General features: G+C 58.2%; 28 protein-coding genes and 1 pseudogene. 1 reads left to right on the top strand and 28 read right to left on the bottom strand.

The window, feature by feature from the left end:
- Nucleotides 1–37: 37 nt before the first annotated feature.
- Nucleotides 38–1246 (top strand): annotated as a pseudogene (locus A6D6_RS16605) (IS3 family transposase); the annotation flags it as partial.
- Nucleotides 1247–1302: 56 nt separating this feature from the next.
- Here A6D6_RS16605 and rplQ read toward each other — a convergent pair.
- The 28 genes from rplQ to rpsJ all read right to left on the bottom strand — a co-directional run bounded on the left by rplQ (nt 1303) and on the right by rpsJ (nt 14980).
- A complete protein-coding gene (gene rplQ, locus A6D6_RS16610) occupies nt 1303–1689 on the bottom strand; it encodes a 50S ribosomal protein L17 (protein ID WP_014996087.1) in 387 nt (128 codons plus the stop codon).
- 50 nt (nt 1690–1739) lie between these two features.
- Entirely contained in the window at nt 1740–2747 is a 1008-nt protein-coding gene (locus tag A6D6_RS16615) for a DNA-directed RNA polymerase subunit alpha (RefSeq protein ID WP_133492892.1), read from the bottom strand.
- Nucleotides 2748–2767: 20 nt separating this feature from the next.
- Nucleotides 2768–3394, bottom strand: a complete 627-nt coding sequence (rpsD, locus tag A6D6_RS16620; RefSeq protein ID WP_133492893.1) for a 30S ribosomal protein S4 — start codon at nt 3392–3394, stop codon at nt 2768–2770.
- Nucleotides 3395–3410: 16 nt separating this feature from the next.
- On the bottom strand, nt 3411–3809 hold the full coding sequence (gene rpsK / locus A6D6_RS16625) for a 30S ribosomal protein S11 (RefSeq protein ID WP_014996090.1): 399 nt from the start codon (nt 3807–3809) through the stop codon (nt 3411–3413).
- Between the two features lie 22 nt (nt 3810–3831).
- Nucleotides 3832–4188: a 30S ribosomal protein S13 gene (gene rpsM / locus A6D6_RS16630; protein WP_022995835.1), complete on the bottom strand. Its 357-nt coding sequence runs from the start codon at nt 4186–4188 to the stop codon at nt 3832–3834.
- 114 nt (nt 4189–4302) lie between these two features.
- Nucleotides 4303–4419, bottom strand: coding sequence for a 50S ribosomal protein L36 (rpmJ, locus tag A6D6_RS16635; RefSeq protein ID WP_008928865.1), 117 nt, complete (start codon nt 4417–4419; stop codon nt 4303–4305).
- A gap of 36 nt (nt 4420–4455) precedes the next feature.
- Nucleotides 4456–5838, bottom strand: coding sequence for a preprotein translocase subunit SecY (secY, locus tag A6D6_RS16640; protein WP_014996092.1), 1383 nt, complete (start codon nt 5836–5838; stop codon nt 4456–4458).
- Between the two features lie 13 nt (nt 5839–5851).
- Nucleotides 5852–6286 carry a 50S ribosomal protein L15 gene (gene rplO, locus A6D6_RS16645; RefSeq protein WP_014996093.1) on the bottom strand — a complete coding sequence of 145 codons (435 nt, stop codon included), beginning with the start codon at nt 6284–6286 and terminating at the stop codon, nt 5852–5854.
- 3 nt (nt 6287–6289) lie between these two features.
- The gene (gene rpmD, locus A6D6_RS16650) at nt 6290–6472 is read right to left on the bottom strand and encodes a 50S ribosomal protein L30 (protein WP_133492894.1); all 183 of its coding nucleotides are present in this window, start codon (nt 6470–6472) and stop codon (nt 6290–6292) included.
- A gap of 23 nt (nt 6473–6495) precedes the next feature.
- Entirely contained in the window at nt 6496–6993 is a 498-nt protein-coding gene (gene rpsE / locus A6D6_RS16655) for a 30S ribosomal protein S5 (RefSeq protein WP_014996095.1), read from the bottom strand.
- A 12-nt stretch (nt 6994–7005) separates the two neighbouring features.
- A complete protein-coding gene (rplR, locus tag A6D6_RS16660; RefSeq protein WP_201303822.1) occupies nt 7006–7356 on the bottom strand; it encodes a 50S ribosomal protein L18 in 351 nt (116 codons plus the stop codon).
- A gap of 17 nt (nt 7357–7373) precedes the next feature.
- A complete protein-coding gene (gene rplF, locus A6D6_RS16665) occupies nt 7374–7907 on the bottom strand; it encodes a 50S ribosomal protein L6 (RefSeq protein ID WP_133492895.1) in 534 nt (177 codons plus the stop codon).
- Between the two features lie 30 nt (nt 7908–7937).
- Nucleotides 7938–8330: a 30S ribosomal protein S8 gene (rpsH, locus tag A6D6_RS16670; protein WP_133492896.1), complete on the bottom strand. Its 393-nt coding sequence runs from the start codon at nt 8328–8330 to the stop codon at nt 7938–7940.
- Nucleotides 8331–8356: 26 nt separating this feature from the next.
- Nucleotides 8357–8662, bottom strand: coding sequence for a 30S ribosomal protein S14 (rpsN, locus tag A6D6_RS16675; RefSeq protein ID WP_133492897.1), 306 nt, complete (start codon nt 8660–8662; stop codon nt 8357–8359).
- An 11-nt stretch (nt 8663–8673) separates the two neighbouring features.
- Complete coding sequence (rplE, locus tag A6D6_RS16680) at nt 8674–9213, bottom strand: 50S ribosomal protein L5 (RefSeq protein WP_133492898.1); 540 nt, start codon at nt 9211–9213, stop codon at nt 8674–8676.
- Nucleotides 9214–9226: 13 nt separating this feature from the next.
- Nucleotides 9227–9541, bottom strand: a complete 315-nt coding sequence (gene rplX, locus A6D6_RS16685) for a 50S ribosomal protein L24 (RefSeq protein ID WP_022995841.1) — start codon at nt 9539–9541, stop codon at nt 9227–9229.
- 15 nt (nt 9542–9556) lie between these two features.
- Nucleotides 9557–9925 carry a 50S ribosomal protein L14 gene (rplN, locus tag A6D6_RS16690; RefSeq protein WP_014996102.1) on the bottom strand — a complete coding sequence of 123 codons (369 nt, stop codon included), beginning with the start codon at nt 9923–9925 and terminating at the stop codon, nt 9557–9559.
- Between the two features lie 52 nt (nt 9926–9977).
- Entirely contained in the window at nt 9978–10247 is a 270-nt protein-coding gene (gene rpsQ, locus A6D6_RS16695; protein ID WP_022995842.1) for a 30S ribosomal protein S17, read from the bottom strand.
- A 2-nt stretch (nt 10248–10249) separates the two neighbouring features.
- On the bottom strand, nt 10250–10441 hold the full coding sequence (gene rpmC, locus A6D6_RS16700; protein WP_014996104.1) for a 50S ribosomal protein L29: 192 nt from the start codon (nt 10439–10441) through the stop codon (nt 10250–10252).
- A gap of 3 nt (nt 10442–10444) precedes the next feature.
- Entirely contained in the window at nt 10445–10858 is a 414-nt protein-coding gene (gene rplP / locus A6D6_RS16705) for a 50S ribosomal protein L16 (RefSeq protein ID WP_014996105.1), read from the bottom strand.
- A gap of 13 nt (nt 10859–10871) precedes the next feature.
- Nucleotides 10872–11564 (bottom strand): 30S ribosomal protein S3, encoded by a 693-nt coding sequence (gene rpsC / locus A6D6_RS16710; RefSeq protein ID WP_022995843.1) that lies wholly within the window; start codon nt 11562–11564, stop codon nt 10872–10874.
- 4 nt (nt 11565–11568) lie between these two features.
- Nucleotides 11569–11913, bottom strand: coding sequence for a 50S ribosomal protein L22 (gene rplV / locus A6D6_RS16715; protein ID WP_133492899.1), 345 nt, complete (start codon nt 11911–11913; stop codon nt 11569–11571).
- Nucleotides 11914–11923: 10 nt separating this feature from the next.
- A complete protein-coding gene (rpsS, locus tag A6D6_RS16720) occupies nt 11924–12199 on the bottom strand; it encodes a 30S ribosomal protein S19 (RefSeq protein WP_014996108.1) in 276 nt (91 codons plus the stop codon).
- Between the two features lie 22 nt (nt 12200–12221).
- Nucleotides 12222–13046 carry a 50S ribosomal protein L2 gene (gene rplB / locus A6D6_RS16725; RefSeq protein ID WP_159661335.1) on the bottom strand — a complete coding sequence of 275 codons (825 nt, stop codon included), beginning with the start codon at nt 13044–13046 and terminating at the stop codon, nt 12222–12224.
- A gap of 19 nt (nt 13047–13065) precedes the next feature.
- Nucleotides 13066–13362: a 50S ribosomal protein L23 gene (gene rplW / locus A6D6_RS16730; RefSeq protein ID WP_133492901.1), complete on the bottom strand. Its 297-nt coding sequence runs from the start codon at nt 13360–13362 to the stop codon at nt 13066–13068.
- Complete coding sequence (gene rplD / locus A6D6_RS16735) at nt 13359–13961, bottom strand: 50S ribosomal protein L4 (RefSeq protein ID WP_133492902.1); 603 nt, start codon at nt 13959–13961, stop codon at nt 13359–13361. Before rplD ends, rplW begins: the two co-directional genes overlap by 4 nt.
- A gap of 14 nt (nt 13962–13975) precedes the next feature.
- Nucleotides 13976–14611: a 50S ribosomal protein L3 gene (gene rplC / locus A6D6_RS16740; RefSeq protein WP_133492903.1), complete on the bottom strand. Its 636-nt coding sequence runs from the start codon at nt 14609–14611 to the stop codon at nt 13976–13978.
- Nucleotides 14612–14668: 57 nt separating this feature from the next.
- The gene (gene rpsJ / locus A6D6_RS16745) at nt 14669–14980 is read right to left on the bottom strand and encodes a 30S ribosomal protein S10 (RefSeq protein WP_022995848.1); all 312 of its coding nucleotides are present in this window, start codon (nt 14978–14980) and stop codon (nt 14669–14671) included.
- Nucleotides 14981–15213: the final 233 nt, after the last annotated feature.

A 15213-nucleotide genomic window follows, 5' to 3' on the forward strand; every position in this document is an offset into this window, starting at 1 on the left:
AGTTGACACGTTCCGGCCCTGACTTTGGGAGAACGTGATGAATCAAAGGGTTAAGCGCACGCAGCGGGATTACACCCTGGCCTTTAAACAGGCGGTGGTGGACGAGGTGGAGCGCGGTGAGCTGACCTATAAGCAGGCCCAGGCCCGCCACGGTATTCAGGGCCGCTCGACGGTACTAAAGTGATTACGTCGATATGGCGACCAGGACTGGCGTCCTGCCCCCCACCGTGCGAGCCGGAGCCCTACCGTGCCGAAGTCCCCACCTACCCCCGAACAGCGAATCAAGGAGCTTGAAGAGAAGCTGCGGTTGGCCGAACAGAAGGCCGAGTTCTTCGAAGCCGTTGTCGATGTCATGGAGAAGGACTACGGGGTGACGGTAAAAAAGCGGCCCGGCAAGTCCTCACGCAGAGACGCGTTGCCGGATTAGCCGTCAGCAGGGCCTGTCATCTCCTGGGCATCAGCCGCCAAGCCTGGTATCAGGCGGAGCGAGCACAGCAAGCCAGGGAGGATCGGGAACAGCGGGTGGTGAACTTTGTCCGGACCATCCGTCGTCGCCAGCCCCGGATCGGCGCTCGCAAGCTTCCAACATCTTCTCCATGGACAACCGGATCACACCCTTCATCTGGGCCGGGATCAGCTGCTCCAGGTACCGCGGGCCCAGCGCCTGTTGGTGCCTCGCCGCCGGGCCTACCATAAGACCACGCACAGTCATCACCGCTTCCGGCGTCACCCGAATCTGCTCAAGCCGGGCTCCGAGCAAGTGGTAGCCTGCCGGCCTAACCAAGTCTGGGTGGCGGATATCACCTTTCTGCCGACCCGCTCGGGCATGAGCCACGTAAGTCTGGTGACCGATGCCTACTCCCGCAAGATCGTGGGCCATCATGTGCATGAGAGCTTACGCAGCGAGGATGTGGAGCAGGCGTTGCGCAAGGCCCTGCGCGACCGGTCGGGGCGCCTGCCGTTGATCCACCACTGCGACCGGGGTATCCAATACTGCTGCGACAGTTACCAGGAATTGCACCGTCGGCACGGCATTCAATGTTCGATGACCGATGGCTACGACTGCTATCAGAACGCGCTGGCGGAGCGGGTGAACGGCATCCTGAGGACGGAGTTCCTGCTAGTGCGGCCAGGGAGCCTGGAGCAGGCCAGGACAAGGGTCGATGAGTCGGTGGAAATCTATAACCAGGAACGGCCTCATCTGGCCCTGAAATACAAAACGCCCGATGCGGTGCATCGGGCGTTCCGAGACGAAATAGGTGTCAACCTATTTCGGGACCAGACATGCGGAAGGCTACGCGTTTATTCAGCGTCGGCGGCTTCACCCGGCTCGGGACGATCCACCAGTTCCACATAGGCCATCGGGGCATTGTCGCCAGCACGGAAGCCCATTTTAAGGATCCGCACATAGCCACCCGGACGCGCTTTATAGCGCGGGCCGAGTTCGTTGAACAGCTTGCCTACCACTTCCTTGGACCGGGTCCGGCTGAATGCCAGGCGACGGTTGGCCACGGAATCTTCCTTGGCCAGAGTGATCAGGGGCTCGGCAACACGACGCAGCTCCTTTGCCTTCGGCAAGGTGGTCTTGATCGCTTCGTGTTCCAACAGCGACACCGCCATGTTACGGAACATGGCCTGACGATGTGAGCTGTTCCGATTCAGTTTTCTGCCGCTCTTGCGATGACGCATGGTTCTATTCCTATCTTCAAGGGCGCTTCACAGCGTCCACGACAACTCAATTAGCGCAATTTGGTGTTCAGTCGGTCATCATCACGGAGGCTGACCGGTGGCCAGTTCTCCAGACGCATGCCCAGCGCCAACCCTTTGGAAGCCAGCACATCCTTGATCTCGGTGAGCGACTTCTTGCCGAGGTTCGGCGTTTTCAGCAGCTCCACCTCGGTGCGCTGTACCAGATCGCCGATATAGTAAATGTTCTCGGCTTTCAGACAGTTGGCGGAACGTACCGTCAATTCCAGGTCATCCACCGGACGCAGCAGGATGGGGTCGACTTCCTCCCGCTCCTGTTTTGGCTCGGGCTTGGAGTCCTGCTCCAGGTCGACGAACACCGCGATCTGCTGTTGCAGAATGGTGGCCGCGCGCCGGATAGCTTCCTCGGGATCAATGGTCCCGTTGGTTTCCAGATCGATAACCAGCTTGTCCAGGTCGGTCCGTTGCTCCACCCGGGCCGCTTCCACCACGTAGGCGACACGGCGCACGGGGCTGAAGCTGGCATCCAGTTGCAGACGGCCAATGCCACGGGTTTCGTCGTCATCGCTGCGACGGCTGTCCGCGGGCACATAGCCCCGACCTTTCTCCACCTTCATACGGACACGCAGTTCGGTGTCACCGGTGATGGTGCAGATCAGATGCTCCGGATTGATGACCTCCACGCTGTGGTCGCGCTGGATATCATCGGCGGTCACATCACCCGGGCCTTTTTTGACCAGTTCCAGGACCACTTCTTCCCGGTCATCCATCTTCAGAGCCACACCCTTGAGGTTCAGCAGGATGTTGATTACATCTTCCTGAATGCCGTCAATGGTGGAGTACTCGTGCTGTACGCCATCGATCTCCACTTCAGTGATGGCGCATCCCGGCATGCTGGACAACAGGATGCGGCGCAGCGCCGTGCCCAGCGTATGCCCAAAACCCCGCTCCAGCGGCTCAAGCACAACCTTTGCGTGGGTCTCGCTGATCGCGTTGACCGCGATCGAGCGGGGCGTGAGAAATTCGTTCACGGCGGTCATAGAGATCCCTCAGGCAGTCCTTACTTGGAGTACAGCTCGACGATCAGGTTTTCATTGATCTCCGCGGGGAGGTCAATACGCTCCGGCAGCGCTTTGAAAGTACCTTCGAGCTTCTTCTCGTCCACTTCCAACCAGGTCGGGAAGCCACGTTGCTGAGCCAGCTCCATGGCGTTCTTCACGCGCAGCTGGTTCTTGGACTTCTCACGCACGGTGATCACGTCACCGGCGCTGATCTGGTAGGACGGAATGTTAACGGACTGACCGTTAACCAGGATCGCACGGTGAGATACCAGCTGACGCGCTTCAGAGCGGGTAGCGCCGAAGCCCATGCGGTAAACCACGTTGTCCAGGCGACCTTCCAGCAATTGCAGCAGCACTTCACCGGTGGCGCCACGAGCACGGGCCGCCTTCTTGTAGTAGCTACGGAATTGCTTTTCCAGCACACCGTACATACGACGCACTTTTTGCTTCTCGCGCAGCTGCACGCCGTAGTCGGACAGGCGGCTGGGGCGACGACCGGCGGCGGCCTGGCCCGGGGGCTGCTCCGCCTTGCACTTGGATTCCAGCGGACGAATGCCGCTCTTCAAAAACAGGTCAGTGCCTTCACGACGGGAAAGCTTGCACTTGGGACCGAGATATCTTGCCATCTTGCTCTAACTCCCGTTACACGCGGCGCTTCTTCGGCGGACGGCAACCATTGTGCGGAATCGGCGTCACGTCCTGAATATGGGTAATCTTGTAACCACAGGCGTTCAGCGCCCGAATGGAAGACTCGCGACCCGGACCCGGGCCTTTCACCCGCACTTCCAGATTCTTCAAGCCATAGTCCTTGGCGGCGTTTCCGGCGTTTTCCGCAGCCACCTGGGCCGCGAACGGGGTGCTCTTACGGGAGCCACGGAAACCCGCGCCACCAGAGGTCGCCCAGGACAACGCATTGCCCTGACGATCGGTGATGGTAATGATGGTGTTATTGAAAGAAGCGTGTACGTGAGCGATGCCATCCGCAACGGTCCGCGTTACCTTCTTCCGACGTGCGCCACTGTCTCTTTTCGCTTTAGCCATGATGCCTATCCAAATTCAGGACTTACTTGCGGATCGGTTTCCGCGGGCCCTTACGGGTGCGGGCGTTGGTTTTGGTGCGCTGACCGCGCAGCGGCAAGCCGCGACGATGACGGATGCCACGGTAGCAGCCCAGATCCATCAACCGCTTGATATTCATGTTGATTTCCCGACGCAGGTCGCCCTCCGTGGAAACCTTGGCAACCTCCGCACGGATCGCGTCCAGCTGATCGCCGGACAGATCACGAATCTTAACCTCCGGCGCAATGCCGGTCTGCTCGCAAATCTGGCGAGCACGGGTGCGGCCAATCCCGAAAATATAGGTGAGGGAAATCACCGTATGTTTGTTGTCCGGGATGTTTACGCCTGCAATACGGGCCATCCGAATATCTCCGATTCACAAAGCGGTATCGCCAGTCTCTGGCGCCGAAAGGCGGGAGAGTCTAGCGTTACACCGACTGAATTTCAACCAATCTCTAGGAAAGAAGCTCGCCAATTAACCCTGACGCTGCTTGTGCCGCGGCTCGGCACTGCAGATCACCATGACCCGCCCCTTGCGGCGGATCACTTTGCAGTTACGGCAGATCTTCTTTACAGAAGCCTGAACTTTCATCGCACTCGCCTCACTATCTCGGCCACTAAGGCCTTGTTAACGCACCAGACCGGTGCCGCCATACCCTTTCAGGTTGGCTTTCTTCATCAGTTTCTCGTACTGAGTGGACATCAAATGGGAGTTTACCTGGCCCCAGAAGTCCATCACCACGACTACCACGATCAGCAGCGAAGTACCGCCCAGATAGAAAGGTACATTCCAGATCGCCTGCAGCCCCAGCGGCAACAGACAAACCAGCGTCATGTACACGGCACCGATCAGCGTCAGACGGCCCATCACGGTATCGATGTAACGTGCTGATTGTTCACCAGGGCGAATACCCGGGATATAGGCCCCGGATTTCTTCAGGTTGTCCGCCACATCCTTCGGGTTGAACACCAACGCCGTGTAGAAGTAGCAGAAGAACATGATCGCCAGCGTAAACAACAGAATGTACAGCGGCGTACCCGGCAGCAGTGCATCACTGACCCGGCGCAGGGTCATCCCCCACCAGGAATCCGGGTTGGAATCACTGAACCACTGGGTCAGTGACGCCGGAAACAGCAGGATGGAACTGGCGAAAATCGCCGGAATCACACCCGCCATGTTTACTTTCAGCGGCAAATGGCTTTGCTGCGCCGCGTACACCCGACGGCCTTGCTGACGTCGAGCGTAGTTCACGGTTATGCGGCGCTGACCGCGTTCCACGAACACCACACCGAAAATCACCGCCACGGCCACCAGGAAGACCATGAGCATGGCCAGCAGTCCCAGCTCACCCTGACGGGCGGACTCGAAGGTCTGCGCCACCGCTCCCGGCAAGCCGGCTACGATGGAAGCGAAAATCAGCATGGAAATGCCGTTCCCGATGCCACGCTCGGTGATCTGTTCACCCAGCCACATCAGGAAAATCGTCCCGGTCACCAATGAGGTCACGGCCACAAAATAGAAGCTCGCCACCTGCATGCTGTCCGCGCCTTCCGGCAACAGGGTGATTCCCTGGCTCTTGAGACCCGCGCATACCCCGAAAGACTGTACCAGCGCCAGAGCAACGGTCAGGTAACGGGTGTACTGAGTAATCTTGCGACGGCCCTGCTCCCCTTCCTTGCGCAATTGCTCAAGACTGGGGACTACCGCGGTCATCAACTGAATTACGATGCTCGCGGTAATGTACGGCATGATGCCGAGTGCAAAAATACTCATGCGCTCAAGAGAGCCGCCGGAGAACATGTTGAACAGGCCAAGGATAGTATCCCGGTTTTGGTTGAACATCTGTTCCAACATGTCCGGGTTCATACCCGGTACCGGAATATGGGCCCCGATCCGGAATACCAGCAGGGCCCCAAGCAGGAATCCGATACGACGCCACAACTCCCGAGTAGCGCCACCGCTGGCTGCGACGGCACCACTGTTAAGCGTTTGTGCACGGTTCTTGGCCATAGCCCGGTTCCTGTTATTCCTCGACTTTACCGCCGGCTTTTTCCACCGCTTCGCGGGCACCTTTGGTGATCGCCACGCCACGTACCGTCACCGCGCGGTCAATGCCACCACGCAGTACGATCTTGGCGCGTTTCTTGTCAGAACGAACCACGCCGGCGGCTTTCAAAGAGGCCAGGTCGATTACGTCGCCTTCCACTTTGGCCAGCTCTTCCAGGCGCACTTCAGCGGTTGCCATTGCCAGCTTGGACGTGAAACCGAACTTCGGCACACGGCGCTGCAGCGGCATTTGACCACCTTCGAACCCGGGCTTCACGGTACCGCCGGAACGGGATTTCTGACCTTTATGGCCACGACCACCCGTTTTACCGAGACCGGAGCCGATACCGCGACCGACCCGTTTCTGGGCCGGACGGGAACCTTCAGCGGGATGCAGATCATTCAAACGCATCGCTTATTCTCCCTCTACCCGCACCATGTACGCGACTTTATTAATCATGCCGCGTACCGAAGGGGTGTCTTCAACTTCAACGGTATGGCCAATACGGCGCAGACCGAGACCACGCACACAGGCCTTGTGCTTTTCCAGCCGGCCGTTGGTGCTTTTTACCTGCGTTACCTTGATCTTGTCAGCCATCGTTACGTTCCGTCTGTCTGCGCTTAGCTCAGGATCTCTTCGACCGTTTTACCGCGCTTGGCGGCAACGGACTCGGCGGAGGCCATCGCTTTCAAACCCTCGAACGTGGCACGAACCACATTCACCGGGTTGGTGGAACCATAGCACTTGGCCAGTACGTTCTGCACACCAGCCACTTCCAGCACGGCACGCATGGCACCGCCAGCAATGACACCGGTACCATCGCTGGCCGGCTGCATGAACACCTTGGAGGCGCCATGCCGAGCCTTGATCGGATGCTGAATGGTGGTGCCGTTGAGCTCCACCTGAATCATGTTGCGACGGGCAGCTTCCAGGGCCTTCTGGATGGCGGCGGGCACTTCACGGGCTTTACCGCGACCGAAACCCACTTTGCCATTACCGTCACCCACCACGGTCAACGCGGTGAAGCCGAAGATACGGCCGCCTTTCACCACCTTGGCAACCCGGTTCACCTGAACCAGCTTCTCCTGGAGACCTTCGTTGGGATCAACTTTCGCCATAACCAAGTACCCTTAGAATTTAAGCCCGTTTTCGCGTGCGGCATCCGCCAGCGCCTTGACCCGGCCGTGATAACGGAAACCGGAACGGTCAAAGGCCACGCTTTCGATACCCGCCTCTTTAGCGCGTTGAGCGATCAACTCGCCAACTTTAGCGGCGGCTTCAGAATTACCCGTCGCGCCAGCGCGCAGGTCTTTTTCCACCGTGCTCGCGGAGGCCAGCACACGATCACCAGCGCTGCTGGTGATTTGCGCATAAATATGGCGCGGAGTGCGATGCACGGAAAGACGAAGCTCGCCCAGCTCACGAATCTTCAGGCGAGTACGCTTTGCCCTGCGCAGACGTGCAACTTTCTTGTCCATCATGGCTTCTGTCTCAACGATTATTTCTTCTTGGCTTCCTTACGGCGCACTTGCTCATCAGCATAGCGCACCCCTTTGCCCTTGTAGGGCTCGGGCGGGCGGAAGCCCCGAACATTGGCGGCCACCTGGCCTACCAGCTGCTTATCAATACCCTTGATGACGATTTCCGTCTGACTCGGGGTTTCAATGGTGATCCCTTCAGGCAGCTCATAGGCTACCGGATGGGAAAAGCCCAGCGTCAGATTCAGGGTCTTGCCCTGGGCCTGAGCACGGTAACCAACGCCGTTCAGCAGCAGGCGACGTTCGAAGCCCGCGGAGACACCGGTAACCATGTTGTTGACCAGAGCACGCGTGGTACCGGCCACGGCCCAGGCCTGCTGAGACTCTTCACGGGGTTTGACGGAGAATACGCCGTCATCCACGGCCACTTCCACCAAATCGTGCACCTGGTGATCCAGGCTGCCCTTGGACCCTTTCACGGTCACCTTCTGGCCGTCGATAGCTACCTCGACGCCTTTGGGCAGGTTAACCGGATTTTTCGCTACTCTAGACATCGCTGCACCTAATCCGTCTACACCAAAACCTTAGGACACTTCGCAGATCAGTTCGCCGCCGACATTCGCCTGGCGGGCGGCCCGATCGGAAATGATGCCCTGGTTGGTGGACACGATCATCACACCCAGGCCACCTTTCACCTTGGGAATCTCACCGGCACCTTTGTATACCCGCAGGCCCGGACGGCTCACCCGAGCGATCTTCTCGATCACCGGCTGGCCTTCAAAATAACGCAGTTGTACGGTCAGCGTCGGCTTGGCGTCCTCGGACACGGCATAGCCGTCGATGTAACCTTCTTCCTTCAAAACCTTGGCAATGGCTTCCTTGGCCTTGGAGGAGGGAATCTCCACTTCGACTTTACGAGCCATTTGCGCGTTGCGAATACGGGTAAACATATCCGCCAGGGTATCTTGCATGCTCATGCTGCAGTTGCTCCGCTACTCTTTGCTTACCAGCTGGATTTAACCAGCCCGGGAACGTCACCACGCATCGCTGCTTCACGCAGTTTAATGCGGCTCAGGCCGAACTTGCGGTAGTAACCATGCGGACGGCCGGTGATGCGGCAGCGGTTACGCTGGCGAACCGGAGAAGAGTCCCGCGGCAGCTTCTGCAGCTCCAACTGAGCCTCCCACTTCGCTTCGGGTTCCGCGTTGGGGTCCTGGACAACCGCTTTCAGCGCGGCACGCTTGGCGGCGTAACGCTGAACCAACTTGGCGCGCTTCGCCTCCCGGTTTTTCATAGAGACCTTTGCCATGACAAATCCTCTTAGCCTTTCAGCGGGAAGTTGAAGGCGCGCAGCAGCGCCCGTGCTTCGTCATCGGTCTTGGCTGATGTGGTGATGGTAATATCCAGACCACGCAGCTTGTCGACCTTGTCGAAATCGATTTCCGGGAACACGATTTGCTCCCGCAGACCCATGGAGTAGTTGCCGCGGCCGTCAAAGGACTTCGGGTTCAGGCCCCGGAAGTCACGGACACGCGGGATCGCCACGGATACCAGGCGCTCCAGGAACTCGTACATACGACGGTTACGCAGGGTCACCTTGCAGCCAATCGGCCAGCCTTCACGGATCTTGAAGCCCGCCACGGACTTGCGCGCCTTGGTGACCAGGGGCTTCTGACCCGCGATGGCGGTCATATCCGACAGCGCACCTTCGATCGCCTTCCGGTCAGCGGCCGCTTCACCCACACCCATGTTCAGGGTGATCTTGGTGATGCGGGGCACCTCCATGACGTTCTTGTAACCGAACTCATCGCGGAGCTTCGGCACAATCTCTTCGTTGTAAACCTTCTTCAGATCACTCATGGTTCACCTAACCTCACGCGTCCAGCGCTTCGCCGTTGGACTTGAAGAACCGCACTTTTTTGCCGTCCTCGAAACGGACGCCGACACGATCGGCCTTCTGGGTCTTCGCATTCCAGATGGCCACATTGGAAGCGTGAATACCCGCCTCCTGCTGAACGATGCCACCTTGAATACCGCGGTTAGGGTTGGCGCGAACGTGTTTTTTCACCATGTTCACACCGGAGACAAGAAGGCGGCCGTTAGGGAGCACGCGCTGTACCTGGCCCCGCTTACCTTTGTCCTTGCCCGCGATTACGATGACTTCGTCATTGCGCTTGATCTTGAGCATTGCCTTAACCCGCCTTTAAAGAACTTCCGGTGCCAGGGAGATGATCTTCATGAACTGGTCGTTACGCAGTTCACGGGTCACCGGCCCAAAGATCCGGGTGCCGATCGGAGCCTTGTTGTTGTTCAACAGGACCGCGGCGTTTTCGTCAAAACGAATCACAGAACCATCGGGACGACGCACACCACGACGGGTACGTACCACGACAGCGCTCATCACGTCGCCTTTCTTAACACGACCACGCGGAATCGCTTCCTTTACTGTGACCTTGATGATGTCACCAATGCCTGCATAGCGGCGGTGGGAGCCACCCAGCACCTTGATGCACTGCACTCGACGAGCGCCGCTGTTATCGGCGACTTCGAGCATGGTTTCGGTCTGAATCATCGCTTACTCTCTCCAACTCCTGCCCTGTGCAGGCAGCCACAGCATTCTCTCATCAGGCCTTGACGGCCTGCTCCACTACGCTGACCAGCATCCAGCTTTTACGCTTGGACAGCGGACGGCATTCTTCGATGGTGACCAGGTCGCCTTCGCCACACTGGTTCTGCTCATCGTGAGCCATCAGTTTGGTAGAACGCTTGATGATCTTGCCATAAATGGGGTGTTGTACCCGGCGCTCAACCAATACGGTGATGGTCTTATCACCTTTACTGGAAATCACTTTACCGGTAACGGTCCGGCGCAGTTTCTGTTTCGCCTCTGCCATGATTAGTTACCCTGTTTTTCCCGCAGAATGGTCTTCACACGTGCAATATCACGGCGGACCGTCCCAAGCTGATGGGTTTGGGAAAGCTGACCGGATGCTTTCTTCATGCGCAGCTTGAACTGTTGTTCCAGCAGCTCAAGGTGCTGCTCGCGCAACTGCTCAACACTCTTTTCTTTCAGTTCGCTCGCTTTCATGGCTTACATCACCGTCCGAGTCACGACACGGGTGCTGACCGGCAGCTTGGCTGCGGCCAGACGGAACGCTTCACGCGCCACGTCTTCGGAAACACCTTCCATTTCGTAGAGCATGCGGCCCGGCTGAATCTGGGCTACCCAGTACTCCACGCTACCTTTACCTTTACCCATCCGCACTTCGAGCGGCTTCTGGGTAATCGGCTTGTCGGGGAAGACCCGAATCCAGATCTTACCGCCCCGTTTGATGTGACGGGTCATGGCCCGACGAGCCGCCTCGATCTGACGCGCGGTGATCCGGCCACGGCCGGTGGCCTGCAGGCCGATGGTGCCAAAAGACACCTTGTTGCCGCGCTGTGCCAGGCCACGGTTACGGCCCTTATGAATTTTCCGGAATTTGGTACGCTTCGGCTGCAACATCGTTCGTTACCTTTTAACCACGGCCGCGCTTTTTCGCGCCCTTGGACTGCTTCTGCTCTTCCTGAACCTGCTCCATGCCACCAAGCACTTCGCCACGGAAGATCCAGACCTTCACACCGATGGTTCCGTAGGTGGTCTCAGCACGCACGTTGGCGTAATCGATGTCCGCACGCAGAGTGTGCAGCGGCACGCGACCTTCACGGTACCATTCCGTACGAGCAATCTCGGCACCACCAAGACGGCCAGAAAGCTGGACCCGAATACCTTCGGCACCGGCCTTGAGCGCGTTCTGAACCGCACGTTTCATAGCACGGCGGAACATAACACGACGTTCGATCTGGCCAGCGATATTGTCGGCTACCAGACGGGCATCCACGTCAGGCTTACGCACTTCCTCGATGTTGATGTGCACCGGCACACCCATCTTGGCAGCCACGTCGCGACGCAGGCGCTCAACGTCCTCGCCCTTCTTGCCGATCACGATCCCCGGACGAGCCGTGGAAATGGTGATGCGAACGTTTTCGGACGGACGCTCGATTTTAATCCGGCTCACCGAGGCATTCTTGAGGCGCTTGAACAGATATTCACGCACCTCCAGATCGGTAACCAGGCAGTCTGCGTAGGTCTTGGGACCCGCATACCACAGGGAGTTGTGCTCCTTGACGATGCCCAGACGAATACCGATCGGATGAACTTTCTGACCCATCTGGTTACTCCTGACCTTCCGAGACTTTTACAGTGATGTGGCAGGTACGCTTGAGAATCCGATCCGCACGCCCTTTCGCGCGAGGACGGATACGCTTCATCGTCATGCCTTCATCCACGTAGATGGTGGATACTTTCAGCTCATCCACATCGGCGCCGTCGTTGTTTTCCGCGTTAGCAATCGCGGACTCCAGCACCTTCTTAACAATCTTGGCCGCCTTCTTGGGGCTAAAGGCGAGAACATTCAACGCCCTTTCCACCTCCAGACCTCGGATCTGGTCGGCCACCAGGCGGGCTTTCTGAGCCGAAATTCTTGCGCCCCGCAGACGGGCTGCAACTTCAGTCGCCATGGCTGTCACCTTATCGCTTAGCCTTTTTGTCCACGATATGCCCGCGGAAGTTACGGGTCAGGGCGAATTCGCCCAGCTTGTGGCCCACCATGTGCTCGGAAACCAATACCGGAACATGCTGACGGCCGTTATGTACCGCGATGGTCAAACCCACCATCTCCGGGATGATCATGGAGCGACGGGACCAGGTTTTGATCGGCTTACGGGAGCCGGCTTCCACCGCTTCTTCCACCTTCTTCAACAGGTGGTGATCCAGAAACGGACCTTTTTTCAGTGAACGTGGCACAGCCTGAACCTCTCTCTATCCCTTACTTACGACGGTCGCGCACAATCATCTTGGAGGTGCGCTTGTTGGTACGGGTTTTGTGGCCCTTGGTCGGTACACCCCAGGGGGTTACCGGATGACGGCCACCGGACGTACGCCCTTCACCACCACCATGGGGGTGATCCACGGGGTTCATGGCCACACCGCGAACAGTGGGACGAACACCGCGCCAGCGGGTTGCGCCGGCCTTACCCAGCGAGCGCAGGCTGTGCTCACTGTTGGATACTTGCCCGATGGTGGCTCGGCACTCAGCGTGCACCTTGCGCATTTCGCCGGAGCGCAAACGCAGGGTTACATACTGTCCGTCCTTCGCCAGCAGCTGGACGGACGTGCCCGCGGAGCGAGCCAGCTGACCACCTTTACCAGGCTTCAGCTCCACATTGTGAATCGTGGAACCCAGCGGGATGTTGCGCAGCGGCAGAGCATTACCCACTTTGATCGGAGCGTCTTCACCGGACTGAACGCGGTCGCCCGCCTTCAGGTCTTTCGGCGCCAGAATGTAACGACGCTCGCCATCCATATACTTCACCAGCGCGATGTGCGCGGAACGGTTCGGATCGTATTCCAGACGCTCCACCACACCCGGGACACCATCTTTATTGCGACGGAAATCCACTACGCGGTATTTCTGCTTGTGGCCACCACCTTTATGACGTGTGGTGATACGACCATTGTTGTTACGGCCGCCATTCTTGGCCTTGGCTTCCAGCAAGGGCGCGTAGGGAGCACCTTTGTGCAGCTCCTCGTTGACCACCTTTACGACAAAGCGGCGGCCCGGAGAAGTCGGCTTGGTCTTAACAATCGCCATGATTACTTACTCCCTTACCTTACTCAGCGCCCAGGAAGTCGATATCCTGGCCTTGTTCAAGGGACACGTAGGCCTTCTTCCAGTCGCTACGCTTACCGGCGACACGACCGAAGAACTTGCGCTTGCCTTTCACGTTCAGAGTCCGAACGTTACGCACCTTGACCTCGAACATGGCTTCCACGGCTGCCTTGATCTCCGCTTTGGTGGCGTCTTTTGCCACTTTGAAAGCGAAGGCATTGCTACGCTCGGTCGCGTCGGTGGCCTTTTCGGAAAAGTGCGGTGCAAGCAGCACTTTTAAAATGCGCTCTTTATTCATGCCAGCGCCTCCTCAAGCTTCTTCAGAGCCGGCACGGTCACCAGCACCTTGTCAAAGGCGATCAGGCTGACCGGATCCACACCGCTGGCATCGCGAATGTCGACCTTCGGCAGATTACGAGCTGCCAAATACAGGTTCTCATCCACGTCATCCGTCACGATGAGAACATTGCTCAGGTTCAGATCCTTGAGCTTGGCGGACACCTGCTTGGTTTTCGGGGAGTCGACGGAGAAGTCGTCCACCACAACCAAGCGCTCCTGGCGAACCAGCTCGGACAAAATGCAGCGCAGCGCGCCACGGTACATTTTGCGGTTTACTTTCTGTGAGTGGTCACGCGGCACCGCGGCAAACGTCTTGCCGCCGCCACGCCACAGCGGGCTGCGGATAGTACCGGCGCGAGCACGGCCAGTACCTTTCTGCCGCCAGGGCTTACGACCACCACCACTGACATCGGAGCGGCTTTTCTGCGCTTTGGAACCCTGACGGGCACCCGCCAGGTAAGCAGTCACTACCTGATGAACCAGAGGCTCGTTGAAGTCCTTGCCGAAGGCGACTTCAGACACAGTAACGGTACCTCCAGAGGCGGTATTGAGATTCATCCTCTATTCCTCTTTCAGGCCTTCGCCTTCACTGCCGGGATCACGATCACATCACCACCGGCCGCGCCGGGGACCGCACCCTTAACCAGCAACAGATTCTTTTCCACGTCCACGCGCACGACTTCCAGGTTCTGAACCGTCACACGCTCGGCACCCATGTGGCCCGCCATTTTCTTACCCTTGAATACGCGGCCCGGGGTTTGGTTCTGACCGATGGAACCCGGAGCGCGGTGGGACAGAGAGTTACCGTGAGTGGCGTCCTGGGTACGGAAATTCCAACGCTTAACCGTACCGGCGAAACCTTTACCTTTAGAGGTACCGGTTACGTCCACGATCTGGCCAGCCTCGAACACTTCCAGGGTCAGCTCACCGCCCACCTGCAAGTCACCCGCGGCAGCGCGAAACTCACCAACAGTGCGGCCAGCCTCAACACCCGCCTTGGCGAAATGACCCGCCATCGGCTTGGTCACTCGGCTTGCGCGGCGTTCGCCCACCGTCACTTGCACGGCCTCGTAGCCATCTGTCTCTTCGGTCTTAATCTGGCTCACCCGATTCGGGGACACTTCAATCACGGTCACCGGCACACTGACACCATCTTCAGTGAACACCCGGGTCATCCCGCATTTTCGACCGATCACACCAATCGCCATTGTCTACCTCTTCACAACCTGTTGCGGCCAGGCCGCACGTTGTTGTCTCAGGCTGAGTTATCCCAGGCTGATCTGCACATCCACACCAGCGGCCAGATCCAGCTTCATCAGTGCGTCCACGGTCTTGTCCGTGGGCTCCACGATGTCCACCATCCGCTTGTGGGTACGGATCTCGTACTGATCCCGCGCATCTTTGTTAACGTGCGGAGAGACCAGCACCGTAAACCGTTCTTTACGCGTGGGCAGAGGGATCGGACCCTGTACCTGCGCACCCGTGCGTTTTGCCGTATCCACGATCTCCTGGGCGGACTGATCGATCAGGCGATGATCAAAAGCCTTGAGACGGATTCGGATTCTCTGGTTAGCCATAGCTAACAAACTCCAGACTGTTTCGAACCATACTTTAGATGGCAAAAAGCCCGCCCATCCTTCTCATCCGAAGGAGGTGGGTGTCAAAACAAGCCCGGGAACGATGCCCCGGTTGATCGCGCCCTCTCCAGCATTAACACTGGAAAGAGGGCGCAGAGTATATAGACAAAAAAAGGCCGGAGCAAGCCCCGACCTCAAATTATCTTACTCTACGATCTTGGCCACCACGCCGG

Origin of the sequence: Alcanivorax xiamenensis (assembly GCF_009846745.1) — a bacterium.
In the GTDB taxonomy this organism is placed as follows: Bacteria; Pseudomonadota; Gammaproteobacteria; order Pseudomonadales; family Alcanivoracaceae; genus Alloalcanivorax; species Alloalcanivorax xiamenensis.